At 31.9% G+C, this 23807-nt stretch carries 17 protein-coding genes; 7 read left to right on the forward strand and 10 right to left on the reverse strand.

Going from position 1 to position 23807, the window contains the following annotated elements; genetic code table 11:
• Positions 1-36: 36 nt before the first annotated feature.
• The 5 genes from APS56_RS08925 to APS56_RS08945 are packed head-to-tail and all read right to left on the reverse strand — an operon-like array spanning position 37 to position 8580.
• Positions 37-1197 (reverse strand): hypothetical protein, encoded by a 1161-nt coding sequence (locus APS56_RS08925; protein WP_054727322.1) that lies wholly within the window; start codon positions 1195-1197, stop codon positions 37-39.
• A gap of 20 nt (positions 1198-1217) precedes the next feature.
• A complete protein-coding gene (locus APS56_RS08930; protein ID WP_054727324.1) occupies positions 1218-2822 on the reverse strand; it encodes a SusD/RagB family nutrient-binding outer membrane lipoprotein in 1605 nt (534 codons plus the stop codon).
• An 18-nt stretch (positions 2823-2840) separates the two neighbouring features.
• Positions 2841-5927 carry a SusC/RagA family TonB-linked outer membrane protein gene (locus APS56_RS08935; RefSeq protein WP_169786434.1) on the reverse strand — a complete coding sequence of 1029 codons (3087 nt, stop codon included), beginning with the start codon at positions 5925-5927 and terminating at the stop codon, positions 2841-2843.
• Positions 5928-5976: 49 nt separating this feature from the next.
• Positions 5977-7332: a lamin tail domain-containing protein gene (locus APS56_RS08940; RefSeq protein WP_054727328.1), complete on the reverse strand. Its 1356-nt coding sequence runs from the start codon at positions 7330-7332 to the stop codon at positions 5977-5979.
• A gap of 30 nt (positions 7333-7362) precedes the next feature.
• Positions 7363-8580 (reverse strand): M14 family metallopeptidase, encoded by a 1218-nt coding sequence (locus APS56_RS08945; RefSeq protein ID WP_054727330.1) that lies wholly within the window; start codon positions 8578-8580, stop codon positions 7363-7365.
• 256 nt (positions 8581-8836) lie between these two features.
• Here APS56_RS08945 and pdxR point away from each other — a divergent pair, with 256 nt between their 5' ends.
• From pdxR to APS56_RS08975, 6 genes are all read left to right on the forward strand, one after another.
• A complete protein-coding gene (pdxR, locus tag APS56_RS08950) occupies positions 8837-10318 on the forward strand; it encodes a MocR-like pyridoxine biosynthesis transcription factor PdxR (protein WP_054727332.1) in 1482 nt (493 codons plus the stop codon).
• Between the two features lie 40 nt (positions 10319-10358).
• Positions 10359-12878: a M14 family zinc carboxypeptidase gene (locus APS56_RS08955; protein WP_082379304.1), complete on the forward strand. Its 2520-nt coding sequence runs from the start codon at positions 10359-10361 to the stop codon at positions 12876-12878.
• Positions 12879-13076: 198 nt separating this feature from the next.
• Positions 13077-14798: a gamma-glutamyltransferase gene (gene ggt / locus APS56_RS08960; RefSeq protein WP_054727334.1), complete on the forward strand. Its 1722-nt coding sequence runs from the start codon at positions 13077-13079 to the stop codon at positions 14796-14798.
• Between the two features lie 31 nt (positions 14799-14829).
• Positions 14830-15249, forward strand: a complete 420-nt coding sequence (locus tag APS56_RS08965) for a VOC family protein (protein ID WP_054731297.1) — start codon at positions 14830-14832, stop codon at positions 15247-15249.
• Positions 15250-15395: 146 nt separating this feature from the next.
• Positions 15396-16643 carry an NAD(P)/FAD-dependent oxidoreductase gene (locus APS56_RS08970; protein WP_054727336.1) on the forward strand — a complete coding sequence of 416 codons (1248 nt, stop codon included), beginning with the start codon at positions 15396-15398 and terminating at the stop codon, positions 16641-16643.
• Between the two features lie 231 nt (positions 16644-16874).
• On the forward strand, positions 16875-17177 hold the full coding sequence (locus APS56_RS08975; RefSeq protein ID WP_054727337.1) for a hypothetical protein: 303 nt from the start codon (positions 16875-16877) through the stop codon (positions 17175-17177).
• Between the two features lie 227 nt (positions 17178-17404).
• Here the strand turns inward: APS56_RS08975 and APS56_RS17165 are convergent, their stop codons facing one another.
• Both APS56_RS17165 and APS56_RS17170 read right to left on the reverse strand, forming a co-directional pair.
• On the reverse strand, positions 17405-17947 hold the full coding sequence (locus APS56_RS17165; protein ID WP_236778404.1) for a zinc-binding dehydrogenase: 543 nt from the start codon (positions 17945-17947) through the stop codon (positions 17405-17407).
• A complete protein-coding gene (locus tag APS56_RS17170) occupies positions 17941-18390 on the reverse strand; it encodes an alcohol dehydrogenase catalytic domain-containing protein (RefSeq protein WP_236778405.1) in 450 nt (149 codons plus the stop codon). The genes APS56_RS17165 and APS56_RS17170 overlap by 7 nt, the downstream gene beginning before the upstream one ends.
• 99 nt (positions 18391-18489) lie before the next feature.
• Between APS56_RS17170 and APS56_RS08985 the strand changes: the two genes are divergently transcribed.
• Positions 18490-18846 carry a winged helix-turn-helix transcriptional regulator gene (locus tag APS56_RS08985; RefSeq protein ID WP_054727339.1) on the forward strand — a complete coding sequence of 119 codons (357 nt, stop codon included), beginning with the start codon at positions 18490-18492 and terminating at the stop codon, positions 18844-18846.
• Positions 18847-18998: 152 nt separating this feature from the next.
• On the opposite strand, the gene APS56_RS08990 is transcribed toward APS56_RS08985, so the two are convergent.
• The 3 genes from APS56_RS08990 to APS56_RS09000 all read right to left on the reverse strand — a co-directional run bounded on the left by APS56_RS08990 (position 18999) and on the right by APS56_RS09000 (position 23637).
• Positions 18999-19580 (reverse strand): pentapeptide repeat-containing protein, encoded by a 582-nt coding sequence (locus APS56_RS08990; RefSeq protein ID WP_054727341.1) that lies wholly within the window; start codon positions 19578-19580, stop codon positions 18999-19001.
• 99 nt (positions 19581-19679) lie between these two features.
• Positions 19680-20330, reverse strand: a complete 651-nt coding sequence (locus APS56_RS08995) for a polysaccharide deacetylase family protein (protein WP_054727343.1) — start codon at positions 20328-20330, stop codon at positions 19680-19682.
• Positions 20331-20343: 13 nt separating this feature from the next.
• Positions 20344-23637, reverse strand: coding sequence for a protein O-mannosyl-transferase family (locus APS56_RS09000; protein WP_054727345.1), 3294 nt, complete (start codon positions 23635-23637; stop codon positions 20344-20346).
• Between the last annotated feature and the right edge of the window lie 170 nt (positions 23638-23807).

A 23807-nucleotide genomic window follows, 5' to 3' on the forward strand; every position in this document is an offset into this window, starting at 1 on the left:
ATACTTTTAACAGCCCCTTTAATATATTATTATTTATTAATCTTCTGGTTCGTAAATAATAACATTATCAATATAGATATCTTCTGTGTCATCACTGCTTGTAATTTCTATTACCAACTCATAGGATCTTACATTATTAAGGTACCCTGTATTAAACGTTACCCATCTCCCTTCTATAGCATCAACATCTGTATTAAATACATCTGCAAATACTTCAACATAGCTACCAGTATCAGTTGTTATATTAACATATGCATAAATACCGTCATAAGTTTCCCAAGAAGTTGATCTAAAAAAAGCATCAAATGAAACACCTGATTTAGTTTGACCTTCAGGCACATCAACGGTATCAAATGTTATTACTATTGTGCCATCAGAATCTTCAACCAAATAGCCTTGATTTCCATCAGAATACCCACCATTAACATCTGTAACATCATAAACACCTATACGTTCAAGTGCAAAACCTATATAGGTAGTAGCAATATCTGGAAGAAATATGTATTCAGAATCAAAACCTAATTCATTAGTTGCAGAAGTACCTACAGCTGTATAGTCTACAAAAGGAGGGTAATCATAATTTGTTAAATCTTCAGATAGTGTTGTGCTACCAGGCTTATCGTATGCATCAGTACTAGCACCAACTGGCACTTCTTCAAAAGATGTTTTTCTAATAGTTTTTGCTGGTGGCTGAAAGAAAGACACTGTAAAGTCTAAAGCTGCTAAAAATCCAGCTTCTTTTACACGATCGGTGGTTTCACCTCCTTCATTCACATTATTACTATTAAAGTCTGGTGACAATCCTGAATACTCTCCATTGGGTGTAGTTACCGTTGCTACCAATCTAAAATTTGTAGATAATGAAACATCATCTTCAGTAAGGCTTAAAGCAGTAAGAAAATCATTGACAGATATTTCCAAGGTGGTTGGAAACGGTGCTGTTAATACCACAAAGTCATCAACAATTTGGTCTTCGTACATTAAGGTTAATGAATACTCTAAAGCATTGTTATTATAGTCAACTAGTTCTTCTGAAATAGTTGCTGTATCAAGTTTAAGTATATTCAACGTTAAGGTTGGTTCTTCAACAAAGTTAATATAACCACCTCTTATCGCTATATCGTCTAATATGTTATTTTTATCATCACAACCTAATAGAAGAAGAAAACAGAGTATTGCGTTTATTGATCTTTTCATAATTATTATGTTTTTTAAATTTATTTAATAAAACCAGCAGGATTGGTATCCCAAAATACTTGAACAGTATTTGGTTTTTGCTCAATAGAATTGTTTCTATCAACTTCATTTTCTGAATAAGGATACGTTCTAGGGAAGACAGGATTATCATTATTTATGTGAGTTTGGATATTTGATGGATATCCCGTTCTTCGGTATGCATTATAAGCTTCAATAGAATTTCCATAGCCAGCCATATAAAACTCAGTAATTATTATATCCAGCTTTTCTTCATCGGTAGTTGCAGCGTTGTAGTTAGTAATTACCTCATCTACATAATCATCTACGTCTGACTGTGTGGCAGCCATAGCAGATGTTACGCTACCAAAACTCAACACCTTATCCATAGAATCTCTTATAGCATCTTCTAATAGATCAACAGGATTACCGTCAGTTCCTAATACCAATGCTGCTTCTGCTATTAAAAATTTCATATACGAACTTGTTATTATAGGCAATATTCCTGCTCCTCCTAAATGATTCGATTGGCTTGGGGCATCTGTAAATTGATCTTCATCAAAAGTGCCTCCACCTGGGTAAATACCATATACCGTTTTTAATAAATTATCTCCACGCCCGTCTCTATTATCTCCGTGATCTAAACCCCAGTAGTGCTCACCTATGTAGCAGTAATCTGCATTAGTATCATATTGGCAAGCAACATATGGAGGTCCACTAAATGGATCTACATCAGATTGACGGTATAGGTAATAACGTATTCTAGGATCTGCAACATTTTTAGAGTCTTTTAACATCCACATAAAATAGTTCCCCATATGGCCTGAAAATCCATTATCATAAGCACTTATAAAATAACGATGTCTACTTTCTGGTTCCATAGTAGTTCCATATCTATACTGAAAATCTTCTGAAGCAACCGATATAATATCTTCGCCTAATAAGGTATTAATTTCAGTTTTTAAATCTGTAATACCTATCTCACTACTTGCTAATCGAGTTTGTATTAAAAGTCTTAACTTCAAAGATTTTGCAAATGCAATCCATCTTGTTTTATTACTATCATAAAACAAGTCGGTTGATATTTCAAATGTTGCATCTTCAATATTTGTTATAGCTTGATCAATATCCGCTAAAACTATTTTATACAATTCTGCACCATCATCAACATTAGGATTCGGGTAAGTTGCATTATCAACTGCTTCAGAATAAGGAATTCCTCCAATGTAATCTACAAGGGTAACTGTTAAATACCCTAAAAGTAATTTGTTAACAGCATTATGAAATAACAAGGTTTGATCAGACTCTGCAATAACTTCAATCGCTCTTGAATTGTTTAAAGCTTCATAATAACGTTCCCATTGTGTATCGAGAACATCAGCATCTACAATATCTGGGTACTCGTAAGACAATGATTCATAACGCATAATATCATCAGTATGTACTCCAAGATCTTCTACAATTTCCTTAAATAAATATTGTACTTCATTTAGCAAGTACTCTGGATTGGCACTGTTTATGTCTAAATAATCTGGATCGTCTTGAAGATTAAAATTACCTATTTCACAACTTATAAATAAAAGAGAGATAAGTGTTATTGAACTAAAAGTGGTTATTATTTTTTTCATTTTATCGCTTTTTTTTTATTAAAATGTTATGGCTAATCCTAAAGAAAAACGCTTACTTGATGGTACCTGACTAACTCCCATACCTTCATCAGTTTCTGGGTCATAATTTATATATTTGGGAAAATTAGGAGCTACATACCAAAGGTTTCTTCCTGACAAAGTAAAGTCTACGCGTTCAAAAGGTAATTTTCGCATTTGTTTACTATCTAAAGTATAACTTACAGCAATTTCTCTTAAACGAAACACAGAAGTATCCCACATACTTAAATCATTGGCATTGTAATAATTTGAGTATGACGCCCAGATTCCAGCCATTTGTATGTTATTTTCTATTTTGTTACCCTGTGGATCTAAAAGTAATTCACCTGTAGCATCGTCTGCTAAATATCCTGGAATAATAAAAGAACCATTCCTATTTTCTGAATCTTTAGTAACACCACGCTCTAACATATCTTCTACTGCAGAAGAGTGTATCTCACCACCATGACTATATTCTATTTGTGCTGAAAAAGAGAAGTTTTTATAACTAAAATCACTAATTGTTGTTAATTGCCAATCTGGATTTGGATCTCCAATAACTTTACTACTTAATCCTATATCTGAGCTCACAATTACTTCCCCAACTCTTGTACTAGAGCCGTTACCACTTACTAACAAATTACCCTCATCATCCCTCATAGCATAATCGCCTTTAATAACACCTAAAGGCTGCCCAACAACAGCATACCTATCATGCGAAAGATTAATGTCTGAATCTGCATCTGTAGTTTTTACAACTAATGATTCTTGTGCCGTAAATATATTTCTTAATTTCCAGCTAAAGTTATTAGTCTTTACAACATCAATACCCAAATCAACCTCTATACCCTCATTATCTATACGCCCTAAGTTAATATACTTATAATCATAACCTGTGGTTAGCGGCAATAGAGATTGTACGACTTGATCTTCCGAAACTCTTTTATACATGGATGCCTCAAGACTTATACGGTTGTTTAAAAATTTAGCTTCTAAACCAATTTCTATTTCTTTATGTAATTCTGGTTTTAAATCTGGATTGGCATAAAAAGCACTAAACCTATTTGTTATAGGAAAAGAACCATCATAAGCAGCAAATCTTTGTGCATCCAAAATCATTTTATTTCTTGTACCATAAGGATCCGGATACCCTGATGAAGAAGCATAAGCTCCTCTTAATTTTAAATAATTAACAGCGTTTCCTCCAAAATTAAAGGCAGATGTTGGAATAAATGACAAAGAGGCTCCAGGATATAACAATGCTTGGTTTTCTTTTTCTACAGTACTTCCCCAATCATTTCTACCTGATAAGGTTGCATATAGATAATTTTTATAACTAAATTGAAATTGACCAAATAGTCCCGCAAAATTTGTAGTATTAGAACTGTATACGGTAGGTGACGTTGTACTATAATTACTAGGTCTAACAAACCCGTATACAATTTGTCCTAACGATTCAGATGAAAACGACTTATACTTTTTAATTTTTGAAGTAAGACCAACTTGAGCATCAAAATTTAAATCTGATGTAAAATCATTATTATAATTTAATATTGCTGCTTGATCTACATTAACATCTTTAGCATAACCTAAATCTAAATAGCCAAATTGATAACTGCCATCATAACCTCCTTTATTTGAATAGCTATTAGTATCTCTTTGGTCGCTATCATAACCAATTCTATAAGTTAAATTTAAATTGTCATTAAACTTATAATCTGCGCTAAATGTACCATAAGTTCTTACTACATCAGTATTATTTCCAGCGTTATGCAATAACCATAATGGATTAACATCTCCTCTATAATAAACTGATTCTCCCGTTAGCGGATTTTGATATGGTAGTTCTGTTAAATCTATATTTGGAGGCAGGTAAAAAACAACATTAAAAATTGCAGCACCTTGTACAGTATTCACTTTTCTAGTTGAATAATTTAAAGTTGCAGACAAATTTAATTTGTCATTAACTTGAATTTTACCTCCAAGACCAATATTAAAGCGTTTTAAATCATTATGCTCCAAAATACCTTTTTCATCTGTATAACCTGTAGACAAATTAAAAGCCGATTTATTATTTGAAGTTGATACATTAAACGAATGAATTGTACCAATACCCTGATTAAACAAATTTTTAACATGATTTTCTTGAGCTTCATATGGAATCATTAGTCCATCAAGTTCTGGAAAAACATCGCCTAATCCTGCGGTTGAATAAGGGTGTTCAACCTCTTCCATGGAAGAAAAAGGAGCGCCCCATACTGATAAAAAACTAGGTATATAAACATTGGCTTGCCCATTACCATATAAATTTTGATATTCAGGCAATTGAGACACCGTATTTAAATATGATGTTGTAGAATATGACGCTTTAATTTTTGTTTCTCCTAAATCAGAATCTCCACTTTTTGTCTGTATTAAAATAACACCATTCCTACCCTGACTACCATATAGCACTGAGGCGTTAAGACCTTTTAAAACACTCATGCTTACAATATTATTAGGATCTAAATCACGCAGCAAACCATAAAATGGCACATCATTTACAATAATTAAAGGTGTATTTGTTTGAGTTAAAGAATTAGACCCTCTAATTGTAATTGGAGAACTCGTTCCTGTTTGTCCACTTACGGCTGAGATTTTAAGCCCTGCTACTTTTCCTTGAAGTGATCTTGCCAAATCCGCTTCTGGTCGTTGCTCTATATCTTTAGATTCTAAGGTAGTAATGGCATAACCTAATGCTTTTTTAGATTTTTTAATACCCTGCGCTGTAATTATAACTTCATCTAAAGTTTCTGCATCTTCCTTTAATATTATATTAATTACTGTTTGACTGCCTACAGGGACTTCAATTGTTTTATAGCCCATATAGCTAACTTCTATAATTGCAGAATTATTTTTAATACTTAAACTATAGTTGCCATCAAAATCTGTTGTTGTTCCTGTATTAGCATTTTTAACAATAACATTTACACCTATTAAGGGTATATTATTTACATCTACTACCTTACCTGTAATTGTTTTTTGGGCATATATAAAGCCACATAACAAGAACATTATACAGGTTGAAAAAAATAATTTCTTACTCATCATATAATTTGGTTATTAATTTGTTTTTATTCAATCACTTATCTGTCAATTAATTAATTATTAATTTTGATGTAGCCGAAAGTCCTTGTATAGAAATTTTAAGCACATAAAACCCACTTTTTAATGTACTTACATCCAATACACTTGTTGGTAATTTAGTTTGAAGTACGCGTCTTCCATTCACATCAAATAATTCTATATTTTTTTCTTCAAGAGTTTTTGACTTGATATAAACCAATCCATTAGTTACTGGATTTGGATAAATGCTTACACCCAATTGCTCAAATGTTTTAGTAGATAAAATGGTACCATCTATTTTTAATCCTGGCGAATAACTTAAACCCGTACCTACTGTTGTATGTAATGAAAACCCACCTGTGATATCCGGACTTCTTGTAATGGATTGGTCATTGCCTAAGTCTAATGAAGAGCTTTCATAATCAAATATAAAAACAACATTATCAGAAGCATCAGTAATAATTATAGCATCTCCTGTATTCCCTAAACTTAAACTTGAATCGGAAGCTGTTTGCACAATAGCATTTCCAAAAAAGTTAGACACTTCGCTTGGAGTCCCCCCTCCAAAAACAACAATAGCTTGTCCATCAAGAATACTTGTTAATGGGAAAATATGTCTTGGTGTTTTGCTTCCACTAGCATTATTAAAGCTTGTAAAATCATGCAGTTTATAACCTGAAATATCTATTGTGCCTCCAGAATTATTAAAAAATTCTAAAAACTCATCTTCTGTAATATCAACGATTAAATCTCCATTAGCATCTCCAGAAGTAGATTCTGGGTCGGCCAAGATTTCATTTAAAACTAAGGATAAGCTTTCTGTAAATTCCGTTTGTAATTCTCCTGCCGAATGTCTTATGCCATTTCCTAATTGATGATAAATAAAATCCCCTGTAATATTTGGAAATCTTGCTATGGATTGATCTTCTGAGTCATCCCATTGTTCTGCTTCACCATCCAAGGTAATCACGAGTTCCTCAGAAGCATTTTGAATTGTCATTGTATCGCCTGTATCATTCATTCCTAAGCCACCTGAGCTTGCTACTTGCGCAATAACAGTAGGGTGATTAGTATTAAAATTGGATAAATCTCCGCCTCCAAAAACTACAAAAATACCATTTGCAGGAATAATGGTACTTGATGGTACCGTGTGTCTTAATTCTGTGCCATCTGAAATTGTATAACCACTTATATCTAACGGGCTTGCACTATTATTAATAAATTCCAAAAACTCATCCTCGGTTGCATTTCTAATTCCGTCTTCATTGTTATCTCCTCCATGAGTTGTTGTATTTGGAGCTACATCAAAGGCCGCTTCATTCAGTACTAATTGAGCAGACATGGTATAAGCAGTTAAGAAAAATAATATAATGTAAAGTTTTTTCATAGTTCTAAATATTTAATGGATTAATACAATTTATTGAGTTAAAATTTTCATCATTTCTTTAGCAGACACTTCGCCTACAACTTTTATTCTTTCTTTAGGAGTTGCATCACCTATTTCATAAGTTATTCCAACAGCATCGTGACCATTTAAAAACCATCCTTTCGATACTGGTTTTGTACTATTACCTGAATCTTCATTAACTTTATAATTAGGAATATTGTTTTCTAACCCAGCAAACCAATCATCTATAAAATTTGGCAATGCCGTACTTTCTCTTGTTTCATTCGTATAAAAAACATCGTGATATGTGGAGTGAAAGTCTAACCCTAAAATTAATTTAGCCTTGTTTTTATTCAATGTTTTTGTTATATACTTTACGGTTTGTTTTATTTCAGGTTGATTGTACACAGACCAATCTCTATTAGTGTCTATACCTCCGCTATTATGTCTCCAATGTCCTAAGTCAACTCCATCTGGATTCATTAGAGGAAACACTAATACATGGTATTTACTTAGAAACTTATTTGAAAGTTCAGAATCGTTTAAAATTGTTTCAAGAAAACTTTGGAAAGCATAATAACCTGTTACCTCTGGTGGATGCTGTCTTGTTAACAATACAATAACATTTTTACCTTTTGGATTACCTTTACTAATATTCAACACTGTTAAATCTTTTCCTAAAGGTGTTTTTCCATATACTAAAGGATTAACAAATGCTTCTTTTCCATTTATTAATTCAGTATACCAATTTTTAACATCTGTTGATGATTGAATTTCTTGAGCAGCAATAAGCATTGGCTCAGTAGTTAAGTTAACTTTTATGGTAACATCTCTATTATTTTTAAATACCTGACTACTATCTATAATGCGCCAAGTATTACCTTTTTTTAGTTTGGCTACATACCTATGTTTATAATTTTCAGGATACTTAAAAGTGAAATAGAAAGGTTTTGATGTTTTAGCCCAAGTTTTAAAAGCATAATACGCACTATTATTAATTGGTGTGTTTTCTGGATTTATAATTACCTGAGCGGTACTATCATTAATTTTTTTTAATCCATTGAGGCGGGCACCATCAAATTCATTAGTTACAAATACCCCTAAATCAGATAATTCATAGGTTTTTTTTAATTGGTATGTAATTGGTTTTGAGCTTGTATCAACAGGCGTTATAAACTCCACAGTTTTAACTCCTGAACAACTTACAACTGTAAAAAATAACACAAAATACAATGCTTTTTTAACCATAATTAACCTCTTTTTTACTTTAATTTAAGATAAATTTAAGACAGGAACTTATTAAACAAGGCATACCAATTATATTTTATTAAAGCATACCAATTATTACGAAGCTAATTATTAGTATTTTAGTGTTTTCAAATATCCTTTGAATTTTTATTAATAATTTCGTCAAATCGCCGTTTTTTTTTCATCAAAAACAAGCAAAAACCAAATTTTAAACATAGGAATTATCAGTCAACTTTTATTAAAAAAACCACAAATATTGAAATATAACATTAAAAATATTTTATTAATTCATGGCTTTGGAGACAAAGAAAATTATCAAAATATTTACATCAATTTATATAAGGCTTTAAAACTTGCCATTGTAAAAAATGCTCTTAAAAGTCATGCTCAACTGCCACCAACTCGTGTTTTAGCAAAAGATATTGGTGTTTCAAGAAGCACCGTAATCAAAGCATACGATTTGTTAGTTTTAGAAAAATATGTGAATACAAAAGTAGGCTCTGGTTATTACGTTAATTCTAGTAAAAGCAAAAAGCTACAGACACCTATTGGTGCTAAATTTGAACTTGGTGACTATCCTAAAATTTCAAAACGAGGACTTGCATTCAAAAGCAATATTCAAATAATAAATAATTATAAATCAAATACAGGTATTGCTTTTAGACCAGGCTTACCGCCTTTAGATATTTTTCCGGTTAGCCAATGGAAAAACTTAGTTAATAATTATTGGAAAACGGTAAAGGCTTCAGAATTATCATACTCACATACAACAGGTATTAACTCTTTAAAGAAAAACATTTCTAATTATTTGAAAATTTATAGAAATATAGATTGCGATCCTAATCAAGTAGTAATTACTACAGGCTCACTTCATTCATTATCTCTAATTGGTGACGCCTTAATTGATAAAAATGACGAAGTAGTTATTGAGAATCCAACCTATCCGTATGCCTACAATTTATTTAATAGCTTAAAATCTAAAATTTGTCCAGCCCCCATAGATAAAGAAGGAATGGAACTTAAAAATCTGAAAGTTTTTAATCCTAAAATCATATACACTACACCTTCAAATCAATACCCTACAGGTGTAAAAATGAGTTTAGAAAGAAGGCTTGAACTTGTAAAATGGGCTTCATCTAAAAACGCAATTATAGTTGAAGACGATTATGATCACGAATTTAGTAATTGGGAAAACCCTATCTCCTCTATTTATAGCTTAGACAAGCAAGAACGTGTTGTGTATTTAGGTACATTCAACAAACTTTTACACCCTTCATTACGATTAGGGTATATGATTGTTCCTCATTATTTATTGGATACAGTAACAGCACTCTACCAACAGTCTAGTAGGTTTGTTAATCCTGCTTCACAAAAAATACTAAGTGCATTTATTGAAAAAGATTACTTAAATAAACACATTAGACATGTTTTAGAAGTATCCTTAGAACGAAAAAGTGTGTTTTTAGATTCTTTTTCTAATCATTTAGAGGAGTACATAGACATTAACAATAAAAATAGCGGCCTCCATATTATTGGGCATTTAGATAAAAATATAAATGACCAAAAATTATCTGATTTTTTAAAAACTAAAGGCATAACCACACACCCTTATAGTTTGTACTTTATTGAAGGCAAAAAAAGGAACGGATTAATTATGGGTTATAGTTCTGTTAATAATAAAACAATCAAAGAAACTATTTTTAAAATGAAAAATGAGGTAGACAATTTTAAAAACTAAAAATCAGCACAAATACATTCATTAAACACAAAATACATACATGAAAAAATTACTATTTATCCTCGCATTATTTCCATTTCTAATTTTTGCGCAACACAACACAGACCTTTCTTATTATCTACCCCAGGATATTACCTATAATACAAACATTCCAACTCCAGAAAGCATTATCGGTCATCAAGTAGGGCAATGGCACATTTCGCACGATAAATTAGTACAGTATATGAATGCCTTGGCCAAATCATCAGACAGAATTACCATAAAAACTATAGGTAAAACTTTTGAAGACAGACCATTACTACTGTTAACCATTACAGCTCCAAAAAACCAAATTAAAATAGAAACCATCAAAAAAGAACACTTAGATGCTACTAATGATGTTTCTAATGTAAATGTTGATAATATGCCCATTGTTGTTTACCAAGGATTTTCAATTCACGGAAATGAGCCTAGTGGCACCAATGCAGCGCTTTTAGCTGCCTATTATTTAGCTGCAGCTGAAAGTAATGATGTTAAAGATTTATTAGAACACACTGTTATTTTATTAGATCCTTCTATGAATCCGGATGGTTTACAACGGTTTGCTTATTGGGCAAACTCTAACAAGAATAAAAACTTAACCTCAGACCCTAACGATAGAGAATATAACGAAGATTGGCCAAAGGGAAGAACCAATCATTATTGGTTTGATTTAAATAGAGATTGGTTAGCTGTACAATTACCTGAATCTAGAGCAAGAATTGAAGCTTTTCAAGAATGGCTACCTAATATTTTAACCGACCATCATGAAATGGGAACAAATGCAACGTTCTTTTTCCAACCAGGTGTACCTGAAAGAGTTCATCCACTTACCTCTAATAAAAATCAAGAAATAACAAAAGGCATATCTAATTATCATGCCAAAGCCTTGGATAAAATTGGATCATTTTATTATACAGAAGAAAGCTATGATGATTTTTATTATGGAAAAGGTTCTGCCTACCCAGATATAAATGGCGGTATTGGAATTTTGTTTGAGCAAGCAAGTTCACGAGGACATGTGCAAGAAAGTTCAAATGGATTACTAACCTTTCCTTTTACCATTAAAAATCAGTTTACAACAGCACTTTCTACCTTAGAAGCGGCAAAAAATATGCGTGTTGAAATATTAAACTATCAGCATAATTTTTATGAAAATGCAAGAAGCGAAGCAGCAAAACAAAAAAAGAATGCTATTGTTTTTGGTGATGAAAAAGATTTTTCTAAAACCTATCATTTAGCAGAAATTCTAAAAAAACAAAATATTACGGTTCATGAATTGAATGCGGATTTTACAGCAGAAGGAAAACACTTCAAAAAAGGCTATAGTTTTATAATACCAAAAAATCAAAAAAATATACGTGTTATTGATGCTATGTTTGAAAAAAGAACGGTTTTTCAAGACAGTATCTTTTATGATGTATCTACCTGGACCTATCCTTTGGCTTTTAATGTAGATTATTCTGAAGGTGCTTATATGGATAAAGCTGGAGATGAAGTTACAAATCTTCAACTGAAAGACGGGGAAGTTTCAGACATTAGTAATTATGGTTATGTTATGGAATGGCATGATTATTACACGCCCAAAGCCCTAAATGCTATTTTAAATAAAGAATTAAGAGCTAAAGTAGCCCTTAAACCATTTAGTCTTAATGGAAAAACATATGACTACGGAACTATTTTAATTCCGGTACAAAACCAAGCATTAGAAAGTAATGAGTTGTATGACTATTTAAAAGAGGTGGCAAAAAACAGCCATGTAGAAATTAATGCCGTATTTACAGGAATTACCCAAGGCATCGATTTAGGAAGTAGATATTTTAAATCACTTGATAAAATAAAGGTGGCATTACTGGTAGGAAGTGGCGTGTCATCCTATGATGCAGGAGAAATATGGCATCTATTTGATCAGAGATACGATATTACAATTACAAAATTAGATGTAAACTCAGTATATGGAGCCGATTTAGAACGTTACAATTCCATAATCATTCCAAGTATGTTATCAAGTGCCTTAAGTGAAAGTGCAACTAAAAAAATAAAAACTTGGGTACAAAACGGAGGAACAGTTATCGGTTATGAAAACACCATTAAGTGGTTTAACAGTAAAGAGTTTGCTAAGTTAGACTTTAAAGACAAAGCTAAAGTGCCTGCTCATAATATAACTTATGAACAGGAATCTGATTTCAAGAAAGCTCAAACTATTAGTGGGGCCATTTTTGAAGCTGAAATAGACAGATCGAACCCTATTAATTTTGGTTATAAAAATAATAAAATAGCCTTATTTAAAAGCACCACACTTTTTTTAGAAGCAGATAGTAGCAGCTATAACAACCCGATAAAGTATACTAAAACCCCTCTTTTAAGTGGATATATTTCAAAACCTAATTTAGAAGTTTTAAAAAGTACTGTTCCTTTTAAGGTGAAAAGTTTAGGAAAAGGAAACGTGGTTTCTTTTACAGACAATACAAATTTTAGAGCCTTTTGGTTTGGAACCAATAAACTTTTAATGAATGCTGTGTTTTTTAGAGATCAACTTTAAAATAAGTCGATGGGGGTCCAATAGTATAAATATGGAAACCACTCAATCTAAAAATTGAATTTGAAATCTTATAACTTTCAACATTACCATAAATAACACAATCATCTTAGCAAAACTTTGGAGTTAACGCCTAAAAACGTAAAGTCAAGGATGACTTAAATTTATAGTATCAAAAAAAACAATGTTAAAATAATATTTATGTTTTATTCAAAACAATTAATCTATTCAATTTGTCTTTTCCTTTTGTTTTTTTCTTGTAAAAAGTCATCAAATGGTACTAAAACTTTGAATTCAGTAACAAAACAACAAGGAGTTTTAGCGCAAAATGCTATAGTCGTTTCCGCAAGAAAAGAAGCTTCTAAAATTGGAGTAGAAATCTTAAAAAAGGGAGGAAATGCTTTTGATGCTATGATTGCAACAGAAATGGCTCTTGCCGTTACCTATCCATGCGCAGGTAATTTAGGCGGGGGCGGATTTATGGTTTATCGAAAAAAAGATGGGGAAACTGGAGCATTAGATTATCGTGAAAAAGCACCAATAGCAGCATCAAAAAACATGTATTTAGATGCTGAAGGTAATCCTAAAAATAAAATGAGTCGCACAGGTGCCATGGCAGTGGGTGTACCAGGAACCATATCAGGAATTTTTGCTGTCCATAAAAAATTTGGCTCTTTACCAATTAAAGACATCCTACAACCTGTTGTAGAATTGGCTAAAAACGGCTATGAAATTACAGAAAAACAAGCCATTCGTTTTAAAAACTCAAAACAAACATTTATTGAAGTAAATGGCGACACCATTCTATATGCACAAAATCATAAAGCCTTAGACACTATTAAAAATCCAGAATTGGCTCATACTTTAGAGCGTATTATAAAAAATGGTCAATCTGAATTTTACAAAGGTGAAACTGCCAAGTTATTAGTAAATCATCTCCAAAAAAAAGGAGGAATCGTAACTATGGAAGATTTGGCAAAATATGAAGCGAAATGGAGAACCCCGATTCGTTTTAGTTACGATAATTTAACGCTCATTTCAATGTCTCCTCCTTCAAGCGGCGGAATTTGTTTAGCTCAAATTATGAAAATGATTGAGCCCTATGAATTATCAGATTACGGGCATAACACCTCAAAATATATTCAAGTAATTGCAGAGGCAGAACGAAGGGCTTATGCAGACCGTAGTTTTTATCTTGGAGATCCTGATTTTGTAGACATACCTACAGACCACTTACTAAGTGAAAGTTATTTAAAAGGACGAATGGATGATTTTAGTTGGGATAAAGCAACATTATCGTCAGAATTAAGTCATGGAAACATTATAAATGTTGAAAGTGATGAAACCACACATTATTCTATAATAGATCAATTCGGAAATGCCATTTCAGTAACTACAACCCTAAATGGAGGGTTTGGCTCAAAATTATATGTTCCAGAACTTGGTTTTTTCCTTAATAATGAAATGGACGATTTTAGCTCAAAACCAGGAACCCCAAACATGTTTGGTTTAACTGGAGCGGAAGCAAACTCAATTGCACCTGAAAAAAGAATGTTAAGCTCTATGACTCCAACTATTGTTGAAAAAAATGGACAATTATGGATGTCAGTTGGTACTCCAGGGGGTTCTACAATAATAACGTCTGTTTTGCAAAGTATTTTAAATGTAAAAGAATTTAATATGTCCATGCAAGAATCTGTGAGTGCACCAAGATTTCACCACCAGTGGTTACCAGACATAGTAAGGTTTGAGAGAAATTCTTTTGATGGAAACATGTTAGACAGTTTGCGTGATAAAGGATACAATGTAGAAGAAAAGGCTTCACGAATTATAGGCAAAGTTGATGGTATTTTGGTTTTATCAAATGGTACTTTAGAAGGAGGCGCCGATCCAAGAGGAGATGATACAGCTATTGGCTTTTAAAAAAACTATTAATAATAAAAAAACAGATAAAATGACACAACTTTTTCATTTAGCAATCCCGGTTCAGAATTTAGAAAATTGTAGAACTTTTTATAGAGATGTTTTACAGTGCACTGAAGGTAGAAGCGATAAAAAATGGGTGGATTTTGACTTCTTCGGTCATCAATTCGTCATTCACCAGAAAGACAATTATCAACCAACCAAATCCATAACAAATCCTGTAGATGGACATGAGGTACCTGTTCCTCACTTTGGAGTGATTTTAGCATGGGAGGATTGGCAAAATTTAGCAAATAGATTAAAAGCCGCAGGTACAGAATTTATAATAGAGCCGACAATTAGGTTTAAAGGAAAAGTTGGGGAACAAGCAACCATGTTTTTTAATGACCCTGAGAATAATGCGCTTGAATTTAAATCTTTTAAAGATATGGCTCAGGTTTTTGCTAAATAATAAAATTATTTTTTCCAGATATCTCAAGATACTTAATCATCATGTATTATTCAGAAATTTGAGATACTTGTAAATAAACTCAAAAATAACAAATTTAAAAAAACAGGTTATCGAACTTTAGTTTTAACTATGTATATCCAATAAAAATGAAAAAAGAAGTAATTGTTATAGGTGGGGGTATAATAGGCTTATGTTCTGCATATTTTCTTCAAAAAGAAGGGCATAAAGTTACATTAATAGATCAGTCCAACATGGATTCAGGAGCGTCTTACGTTAATGCGGGTTATTTATCCCCTAGTCATATCATTCCCTTATCCGCACCGGGAGTAATGAAACAAGGTTTAAAATGGATGCTTAATCCCTCTAGCCCATTGTATATAAAACCCCGTTTTAATGCTGATTTTTTAAAGTGGGCATGGGCCTTCAATAAATCATGTAATAGAGATCATGTAAACAAATCAATCCCTTTTATTAAAGATATAACCTTATGGAGTCAAGTGTTGTATGATGATATAAAAAAAGACGAGAATTTTAAATTCCATTATGAAAAAAAAGGCTTTTTAATGCTCTGCCAAACAAATAAAATACTTGAAAAACAAATAGGTTTTGCTGAATTAGCAAAATCAAACGGATTAGATGCTGCAGCTGTTTCTTTAAATGATATTAAAGAATTAGAACCCAATTTAGCGATAAATACTATTGGAGGCACATATTATAAATGTGATTCACATAGTACGCCTGGAGAATTTATGAAAGAGATGCTTATATACTTAAAAAACAATAACGTTTCATTTTATAGCAATGAAAAAGTTTTAGATATAAATATTAAAAATAAATTAATTACTTCTATTAAAACAAATAAAAGAACTTTTAAAGCTGATGAAATTGTATTAGCTGCAGGCTCTTGGAGTGGTTTATTAAGTAAGAAACTAAATTTAAACTTATTATTACAAGCTGGAAAAGGATATCGAATTAACTCATATAAGAAAACAGGCATTACTATACCCACTGTATTAGTAGAAACAAAAGTGGCTGTAACACCTATGAATGAATTTACTCGTTTTGCTGGCACCATGGAAATAGCAGGAATTAACCATGACATAAACAAAGTTAGAGTTAATGCTATTGCTAATGCAGTTACAAAATATTATCCAGAAATTTCTTTAAGTGAAGAAGAAAAAACAGATGTTGCTTGTGGCTTACGCCCTGTATCTGCAGATGGACTTCCTTATATTGGAAAATCTGAAAAATGCTCAAACCTAACTATAGCCACCGGTCATGCTATGTTGGGATGGAGTATGGGAACTGGAACTGGAAAATTAGTATCAGAAATAATATCAAACAAAAAAACAACATTAGACATTTCTGCTTTTCATCCTGATAGAAGATTCTAATTGTTTAAAAAAATAAAATCTATACGTTTATCTAAAAGTACCTTTATCATTTATTAAAAATAATAAATAAGCTGCCATCCAAATAATAGATTATTTACGTATATAAGATATTACATAACAAATATGTTTAAAAGCATTTTTTTCTTATCATGTATCCAAAAAAACAACGGTGTACATTACTTTTAAAATTGCTTTTAACAAAACCTAATTAACACTAAAAAACACAAACCAATGAAAAAATTATTATTAACTTCTGCTTTATTTTTAGTATTAAGTTTAACTTTCTCTTCTTGTAGAGAGAACAAAAAAGATGATTCAATTGAAGATGCCATTGAAAACGCAGGTGATGCTATGGAAGAAGCTGCTGATGAGGCTACTGATGCTACCGAAAATGCATTAGAAGAAGCTGGAGAAGCTATGGACAACGCTGTTGATACAGTTGATGATGCCGTAGAGTCTACTGGCGACGCCATTAAAGAAGCTGGTGATGCTATAGAAAAAAAAGTAGATGAAATAAAAGCTAAAACTAATTAGCATATTCATTGTTTTCAGTAGAACAACAAAAAACCGCCATTGGCGGTTTTTTACTTTATAATACTATCTAAAAAATTTTCCTTTTAACACAACCTATTTACACATAACTTCCAGTAACTAATACTTTTATTTGATGGTTTTTGGGCAGTGTCTAGTATAATTATCCTTAAAATACAACCGTATAAAAACGGCCAGTATGTTTATATTGTGCCATCCTATGGCTATTTTTAATTTTTTACTACAACTTTTCCAATAGCTTGTTTGCTTTCTAATCTGTCATAAGCTTCTCCGATGTTTTCTAATGAAAATTGTTCTTTATCTAATAAGGGTTTTAAATTTCCAGCTTCAACAATTTTGGTAAGATTACTCAAAATTTCACCGTGTTGTTCTCGCTTAAAATTATGTAACATTGGTATAAGCATAAATACAACATGTAACGATAAACCTTTAAAGTGCATGGCACTTAAATCAAGCTCGCATAAAGAAACAGTAGAGGCAACATGCCCATTTAAAGCTGCTGCTTCAAAAGATTTAAGCATATTTTCTCCTCCTACGGAATCAAATACCACATCAAACCCCTCTCCATTGGTATGTATTTCTACATAGTCTTCTACCTTTTCTGTTTTATAATTTATGGCAGTTGCACCATAATTTTCGACAATTTTCATTTGTTTTTCTCCACTAACAGTACTATACACATCTGCTCCAAAATGTTTTGCTAATTGTACTGCTACGTGTCCCACACCGCCTGTACCTCCGTGTACTAACACTTTTTTCCGCTTTTTATATGGGAACGAATTAAACCTTCATAAGCTGTAATACCAACCAGAGGAAGTGCAGCAGCTTCTTTCATGCTCAGGTTTTTGGGTTTCAGGGCTATAAGTTTATGGTCTGCAGCAACATATTCGGTAAGGGTACCTTGCAAATTAGCCAAACCACCAACACATCCATAAACTTCGTCTCCTACAGAAAATTCAGAAACATTTTCTCCAATTTTTTCAATGGTTCCTGCTAAATCCATTCCTAAAATTGCCGGAGTTGCTGGTGCAAAAGGTAAGTCTTTACCCATACTTCTAATCATTGTATCTACTGTATTGACACTGGATGCAGAAATTTTGATAAGTACTTCACCACTTTTTAACGTTGGTATTTCTACTACGGTAGATTTAAATTTTGCATTTTCTCCGTATTCCATAATTGTTTGTGCTTTCATTTTATATTCTTTTTTTAGTTACTATAAAAATTATAGTTGCAAAACTATGTATAGTAATTTATCTTTGCAATAACGGTTAAAAAGGATAGTATAAATTTTATGAAAACAACAGCACCAAAAATGCTCCAATTTAGAGGTAATGAATACCCTTGTTGCGCGAGCTTAACCATGGGAATTATTGGCGGAAAATGGAAAACGGTAATACTTTACCATTTAATGACAGATAAATTGAGGTATAATGAACTGAGAAAATCTATGCCTACAGTGACAGAAAGAACATTGAGCTTGCAACTGAAAGCTTTAGAAGAAGATGGTTTGATAAAAAGAAAGGTATACACTTCAAAACCGCCGTTAAAAGTGGAATATTCATTAACCGATTTTGGAAAAACATTAATTCCGTTAATTCAATCTATTGCAGATTGGGGCGATTTAGTAGTTGAAAAATTTTCGAAGTAAATTTTCAATTCAGAGTTTTGTATAAATTGATAAATTAGCATTACAGACTTCTATAATAAATACAAATGTTATCTGTTACCATTACTTTATCCTGATTCTAATAACCCATTGTTTTCTTTGTATATAAAAGTAGCTTTATTCTTAATGTCATTTTAAAAATTAGGTTCTATTTTGATATGATATTTTGTCAATAGACCAACTACTGTTTCTAAAGTAAATTTAGCACCTTTAATTTGATTGTTTTCTGGATCTATTGAAAAATGATAAGAACTTACAAAATCTGTATTTTGTAAGTTGGTGCTTTTGAATATTGCATTTTTTAAATCACAATTATCAAAAACAGAGGAACTCAAATCACATTCTGTAAAATCAACTTCCAGAAGTTTTGTGTTTTTAAATGAAATTTTTGAAAGTTTACGTTTAAAAAAAGAGGAATGATTTAGTTGGCAAGAGTCAACCTTTATTAAAAACCCAAAACCGTTACATTTATCAAATTGTAAACCTAACATTTTACAATCTTTAAAAAGTACATTTTGAAATCCTGTTTGTAAAATATAAGCTGTACTTAAATCACAGTCATAAAACTCGCAATCAATAAACCTAATTTTGGACAAATCAGAATTAAAAAAATTACAATTTAAAAAAGTACATAATTCATAGTCGCCTTTTTCAAGTCCACTTTCCGAAAAGTTTTTTTTCTTATATGTTTTTTCTTCTATAAACTGTTCTTCCATTCAACCTTAATGTTATTATGCCTACTTCACAGCACATTTTTTGTGTTATGACTTATATGCTGTATTGTCATTGCTTTTATTTTGTGCTATTCTATTCTTTTAGCACAAAGACTCGAATGAAAATCCTTCGTTAGTAAAATGCTTCAATACTTTTGGTAAGCTATATTGCATATTTTTAGAAGCTTTCACACTATCGTGAAATACAATTATACTACCATGTTTGGTTTTACTAATCACATTTTTTAAGCATTGGACTTTGCTTACTGAATGATCCCAATCAAAGGATAACACATCCCACATAATTATTTTATAGTCTAAATCTATTAAGCCTTTACCTTGCTTGCGTTTTATTTGCCCATAGGGTGGTCTGAATAAATTCTGAATCTTGAATCCTAAATCCCAAATGTTATTGTTAATAACAGCCTGAGCTTCAATAACATTTTTCAAATACTCTTTTGTATTTGTTTTCCAACCTTTTAAATGATTGTGGGTATGGTTACCAATAGCATGACCTCCATTCATTATATTATTAAATAAATCTGGATGCTTGTCAACATTATTACCAATACAAAAAAAGGTGGCTTTAGCATTGTATTGTTTCAACACATCCAATGTCCAATTGGTAATATGGGGTGTTGGACCATCATCAAAAGTTAAATAAATAACTTTTTTAGAGGTAGAGACGTCCCAAATATAATTTGGGAACAACTTTTTAATTAATAATGGTGTTTTTACGGGAACTAAGGTCATACCTTTAAGCTATTTATAGAGCGCTATCAGAGGCCATATCAACACTATCAGGTTCTACTGGTATTTCAACCTCATCTTCCTCACCAGTGAAATGTCTAAACAAAGCTAAGTGGTCATTAAATACTTCACTTTCTGTTTGGGCCAACTCTATATCATATTGTACCAATATATCTACCAATCCTTTATAACGCTGAATATCGGTGTATATATCTTCAAACAAACGGCCTTGTTGCTCAACTTTTAAGCTGCCATAATAACTTAAATTTTCTTGATATTTTTTAGTCACATCTTTATATACTTGACGTGCTTTTTCTGTGGCACCAACCTCATAATAGGCTGTAATGTAGGGTTCTAAAAGCGTGTAAAACCCAAAGTATTCCACAGGCATATTAGTCATAGCTATATCAGCTATTTCTTCTGCCTTATCTAGTTTATCTTCATTAATTAAGGTTTCAATCAACCTTGCCAAATTACCTCTGTAAGTAATAGAATTTTTACGAGTTTCTGGATCATGATAAATATCTGGACTACCGCTATTTCCCCAGTCCCAATTCTTTACCATTTCATACATAATATCAGTATCTACGCGTCCCATATCAAATGGATTGGCTCTATCTACAGGCGTTTTTATAGGTACTAACTTATAACACATACCGTTTAGTTGGAGATAATCTTTCATCCAAATATAATCATCGTCACCAAAACTTCCACCAGTAAAATAAATAGGACGTTTCCAATCGTTATTTGCTAAAATGTCCAACATCAATAAACGGTTCTTATAGATAGCTCCTTCTTTAATTCTAATATCAATATGCGAAACAATTTTATCAGCATCTTCAGGTTTTACAATACCATATTTTAAAACATTTTCTTTATTTACTGGCAATCTTAAATGTTCAGTAGGCAAATAGCTCGCATTTAAATCTTGACTTCTAACATTAGAAATATCAATACCTTGTTGCTGTAAAGCATATTTATATCTCGTCTTAGGATTTTCACTTGTAATAAAATTCAAGAACTCTTTAATTTGTAAAGTATCATTAACAATAGCATCTTTAATAATATAATCATTGGTACCATACTTATAATCCTTGTGCGTTAGTTGCGACGGAATAGGCTCACCTTCATAAGCCTGACGTTTCATTTGATCTATATACCAATCTGTTTGAAATAAACTGGTATTAACAACACGCACATCGGTTCGGTAACCTTCAATTTCTTGGGCATACCAAAGGGGGAAAGTATCATTATCACCAATTGAAAACAAAATACCATTTTCTGAACAGGAATCTAAATACTTTTTTGCCATAGCTTGCGCAGTATACTTGTCAGATCTATCATGATCATCCCAATTATTAGCAGCTAAAATACCGGGGACCAAAATTAAACAGGCCAAGGTTACAATAGGTGCTGCCAAGTTATTGGGTAAGATTTTTTTAAGTGATTCAAAAACAGCAAAAGCCCCAAAACCAATCCAAAGTGCAAACACATAAAATGAACCTACCAAAGAGTAGTCGCGCTCTCTTGGTTCAAAAGGACGTACATTGGTATAAACTTGAATAGCAATTCCTGTAAACAAGAAAAAAACCATCATAACCCAAAATAATTTTTTGTCTTTATTAAATAAAAAGAACAAACCTAATAACCCTAAAATAAATGGCAAGAAATAATACGTATTTCGCGCTTTGTTGTTTTTAACATCACTAGGTAAATTATCTTGAGAATACCCCAAAAGCTTTTCGTCTATAGGCTTAATACCACTAATCCAATTACCATGATTATCATATCTACCTTGAATATCATCTTGTCTTCCTGTAAAATTCCACATAAAGTAACGCCAGTACATATAACCAAGTTGATACTCTAACATATAGGTAACGTTTTGCCAAAGTGATGGTTTTTGAACGTCAATATAATTTTTAAATTTCTTTAAAAAATTATTATAATCTTCATAATCAACATTACCTTTTGCCACATTATCTCTAAAATCTGCAACAGCTGTCCGAAGTTGATTTTCCATTTGATATTCAGGCTTCAATTTAAACTCCAAAAACCCGGAAAACATCATATAATTCTCAGCATGTTCAGCACTCCACATTCTTGGCAAAACAGAAGCGTGATTTGAATTATAATTTTGCTTTGCATTTTTATAATCATTTACAGGAATATATTTTCCATTTTCATAATCCTTTTCAAATTTTGGTTTATCATCAACATATGGATTTTTCTCATCTAAATAAGCATACTGATCAGTAAATTGTGGCCCGTAAAACAAATGTGTTTCCGGGTATTGTTCTAAATTATAATATGCCAATAATTCTCTTGCACTAGAGGGGTTGTTTTCATTAACAACTACATTAGCATTGGCACGAATAGGCAGCATCAACCAACTTGAAAAGCCTATAATAACAAATGTTACACAAAGAACTGCTGTATTTAAATGTTTATAGTTTTTTTCACGCGTATATTTTAATCCAAAATGAATTGCTGCAATAACCAGTAAACCTGCAATTATAGATCCAGAGTTAAAAGGTAACCCCACATTATTTACAAAAAACATTTCAAGCATACTAAAAAACCTAAGAATGTTTGGCGCTAAAAGTTTAAAAACAAATAACAAAACCGCAACAGACACTACATTTGCTATAATGAAATTTTTAATAGTTATAGTTTTATAATTCTTGAAATAATAAACTAATCCGATAGCAGGAATTGTTAACAAGCCCATAAAGTGAACTCCAAAAGACAAGCCTATTATAAAAGAAATTAAAATCAGCCAACGATTTCCACGAGGCTTATCCATCTCTTGTTCCCAGCGTAATCCTAACCAAAATAACACAGCCATTATTAAAGTGGCCATGGCATAAACCTCGGTTTCCACAGCGTTAAACCAAAAAGAATCTGTAAATGTAAATGCCAAACTACCTACCAATCCACTACCTAAAATAGCCAAAGCATTTTCTCTGGTCATCTCATTTTTAGAGCCAACCAATTTTTTCAACAACAAGGTTATGGTCCAAAACATAAATAAAATTGTAAAGGCACTAGCCGTAGCACTCATCATATTCATAACTAAGCCAACTTGCGAGGACTCCAAAGCAAACATAGAGAAAAAAGCACCTAACATCTGGAAAAATGGGGCCCCCGGTGGGTGACCAACCTGCAGTTTTGCAGAGGTTAAAATGTATTCGCCCGCATCCCAAAAACTTACCGTAGGTTCTATAGTTAAACCATATGTAATAAATGCTATTAAAAAAGCAACCCATCCTAAAATGGTATTCCATTTTTTAAAATTAAAATCTTTCATCTGTTGGTATCAATTAGTTTTAACATAACACGCCTCTATACTTTTTTAAAAGTATTATCTACACTGATAACTACCAAAATAAGTAATGAATATGTTATGCAAATTTTTTGTAAATTTACTCAGGCGAATTTACTAATAAATACGAAACTCTGCATGTTTTTAAGGAAACG

This window comes from Pseudalgibacter alginicilyticus (assembly GCF_001310225.1).
Lineage (GTDB): Bacteria > Bacteroidota > Bacteroidia > Flavobacteriales > Flavobacteriaceae > Pseudalgibacter > Pseudalgibacter alginicilyticus.

What these genes read in the sequence shown, in the direction of transcription:
- APS56_RS08945 (WP_054727330.1), bottom strand. Translation starts at nt 8,580, where the DNA reads ATGGTTAAAAAAGCATTGTATTTTGTGTTATTTTTTACAGTTGTAAGT.
- APS56_RS08940 (WP_054727328.1), bottom strand. Translation starts at nt 7,332, where the DNA reads ATGAAAAAACTTTACATTATATTATTTTTCTTAACTGCTTATACCATG.
- APS56_RS08935 (WP_169786434.1), bottom strand. Translation starts at nt 5,927, where the DNA reads ATGAGTAAGAAATTATTTTTTTCAACCTGTATAATGTTCTTGTTATGT.
- APS56_RS08990 (WP_054727341.1), bottom strand. Translation starts at nt 19,580, where the DNA reads ATGGAAGAACAGTTTATAGAAGAAAAAACATATAAGAAAAAAAACTTT.
- APS56_RS08970 (WP_054727336.1), top strand. Translation starts at nt 15,396, where the DNA reads ATGAAAAAAGAAGTAATTGTTATAGGTGGGGGTATAATAGGCTTATGT.
- APS56_RS08995 (WP_054727343.1), bottom strand. Translation starts at nt 20,330, where the DNA reads ATGACCTTAGTTCCCGTAAAAACACCATTATTAATTAAAAAGTTGTTC.
- APS56_RS09000 (WP_054727345.1), bottom strand. Translation starts at nt 23,637, where the DNA reads ATGAAAGATTTTAATTTTAAAAAATGGAATACCATTTTAGGATGGGTT.
- APS56_RS17170 (WP_236778405.1), bottom strand. Translation starts at nt 18,390, where the DNA reads ATGAAAGCACAAACAATTATGGAATACGGAGAAAATGCAAAATTTAAA.
- APS56_RS08985 (WP_054727339.1), top strand. Translation starts at nt 18,490, where the DNA reads ATGAAAACAACAGCACCAAAAATGCTCCAATTTAGAGGTAATGAATAC.
- APS56_RS08930 (WP_054727324.1), bottom strand. Translation starts at nt 2,822, where the DNA reads ATGAAAAAAATAATAACCACTTTTAGTTCAATAACACTTATCTCTCTT.
- APS56_RS08975 (WP_054727337.1), top strand. Translation starts at nt 16,875, where the DNA reads ATGAAAAAATTATTATTAACTTCTGCTTTATTTTTAGTATTAAGTTTA.
- APS56_RS08955 (WP_082379304.1), top strand. Translation starts at nt 10,359, where the DNA reads ATGAAAAAATTACTATTTATCCTCGCATTATTTCCATTTCTAATTTTT.
- APS56_RS08965 (WP_054731297.1), top strand. Translation starts at nt 14,830, where the DNA reads ATGACACAACTTTTTCATTTAGCAATCCCGGTTCAGAATTTAGAAAAT.
- APS56_RS08925 (WP_054727322.1), bottom strand. Translation starts at nt 1,197, where the DNA reads ATGAAAAGATCAATAAACGCAATACTCTGTTTTCTTCTTCTATTAGGT.
- ggt (WP_054727334.1), top strand. Translation starts at nt 13,077, where the DNA reads ATGTTTTATTCAAAACAATTAATCTATTCAATTTGTCTTTTCCTTTTG.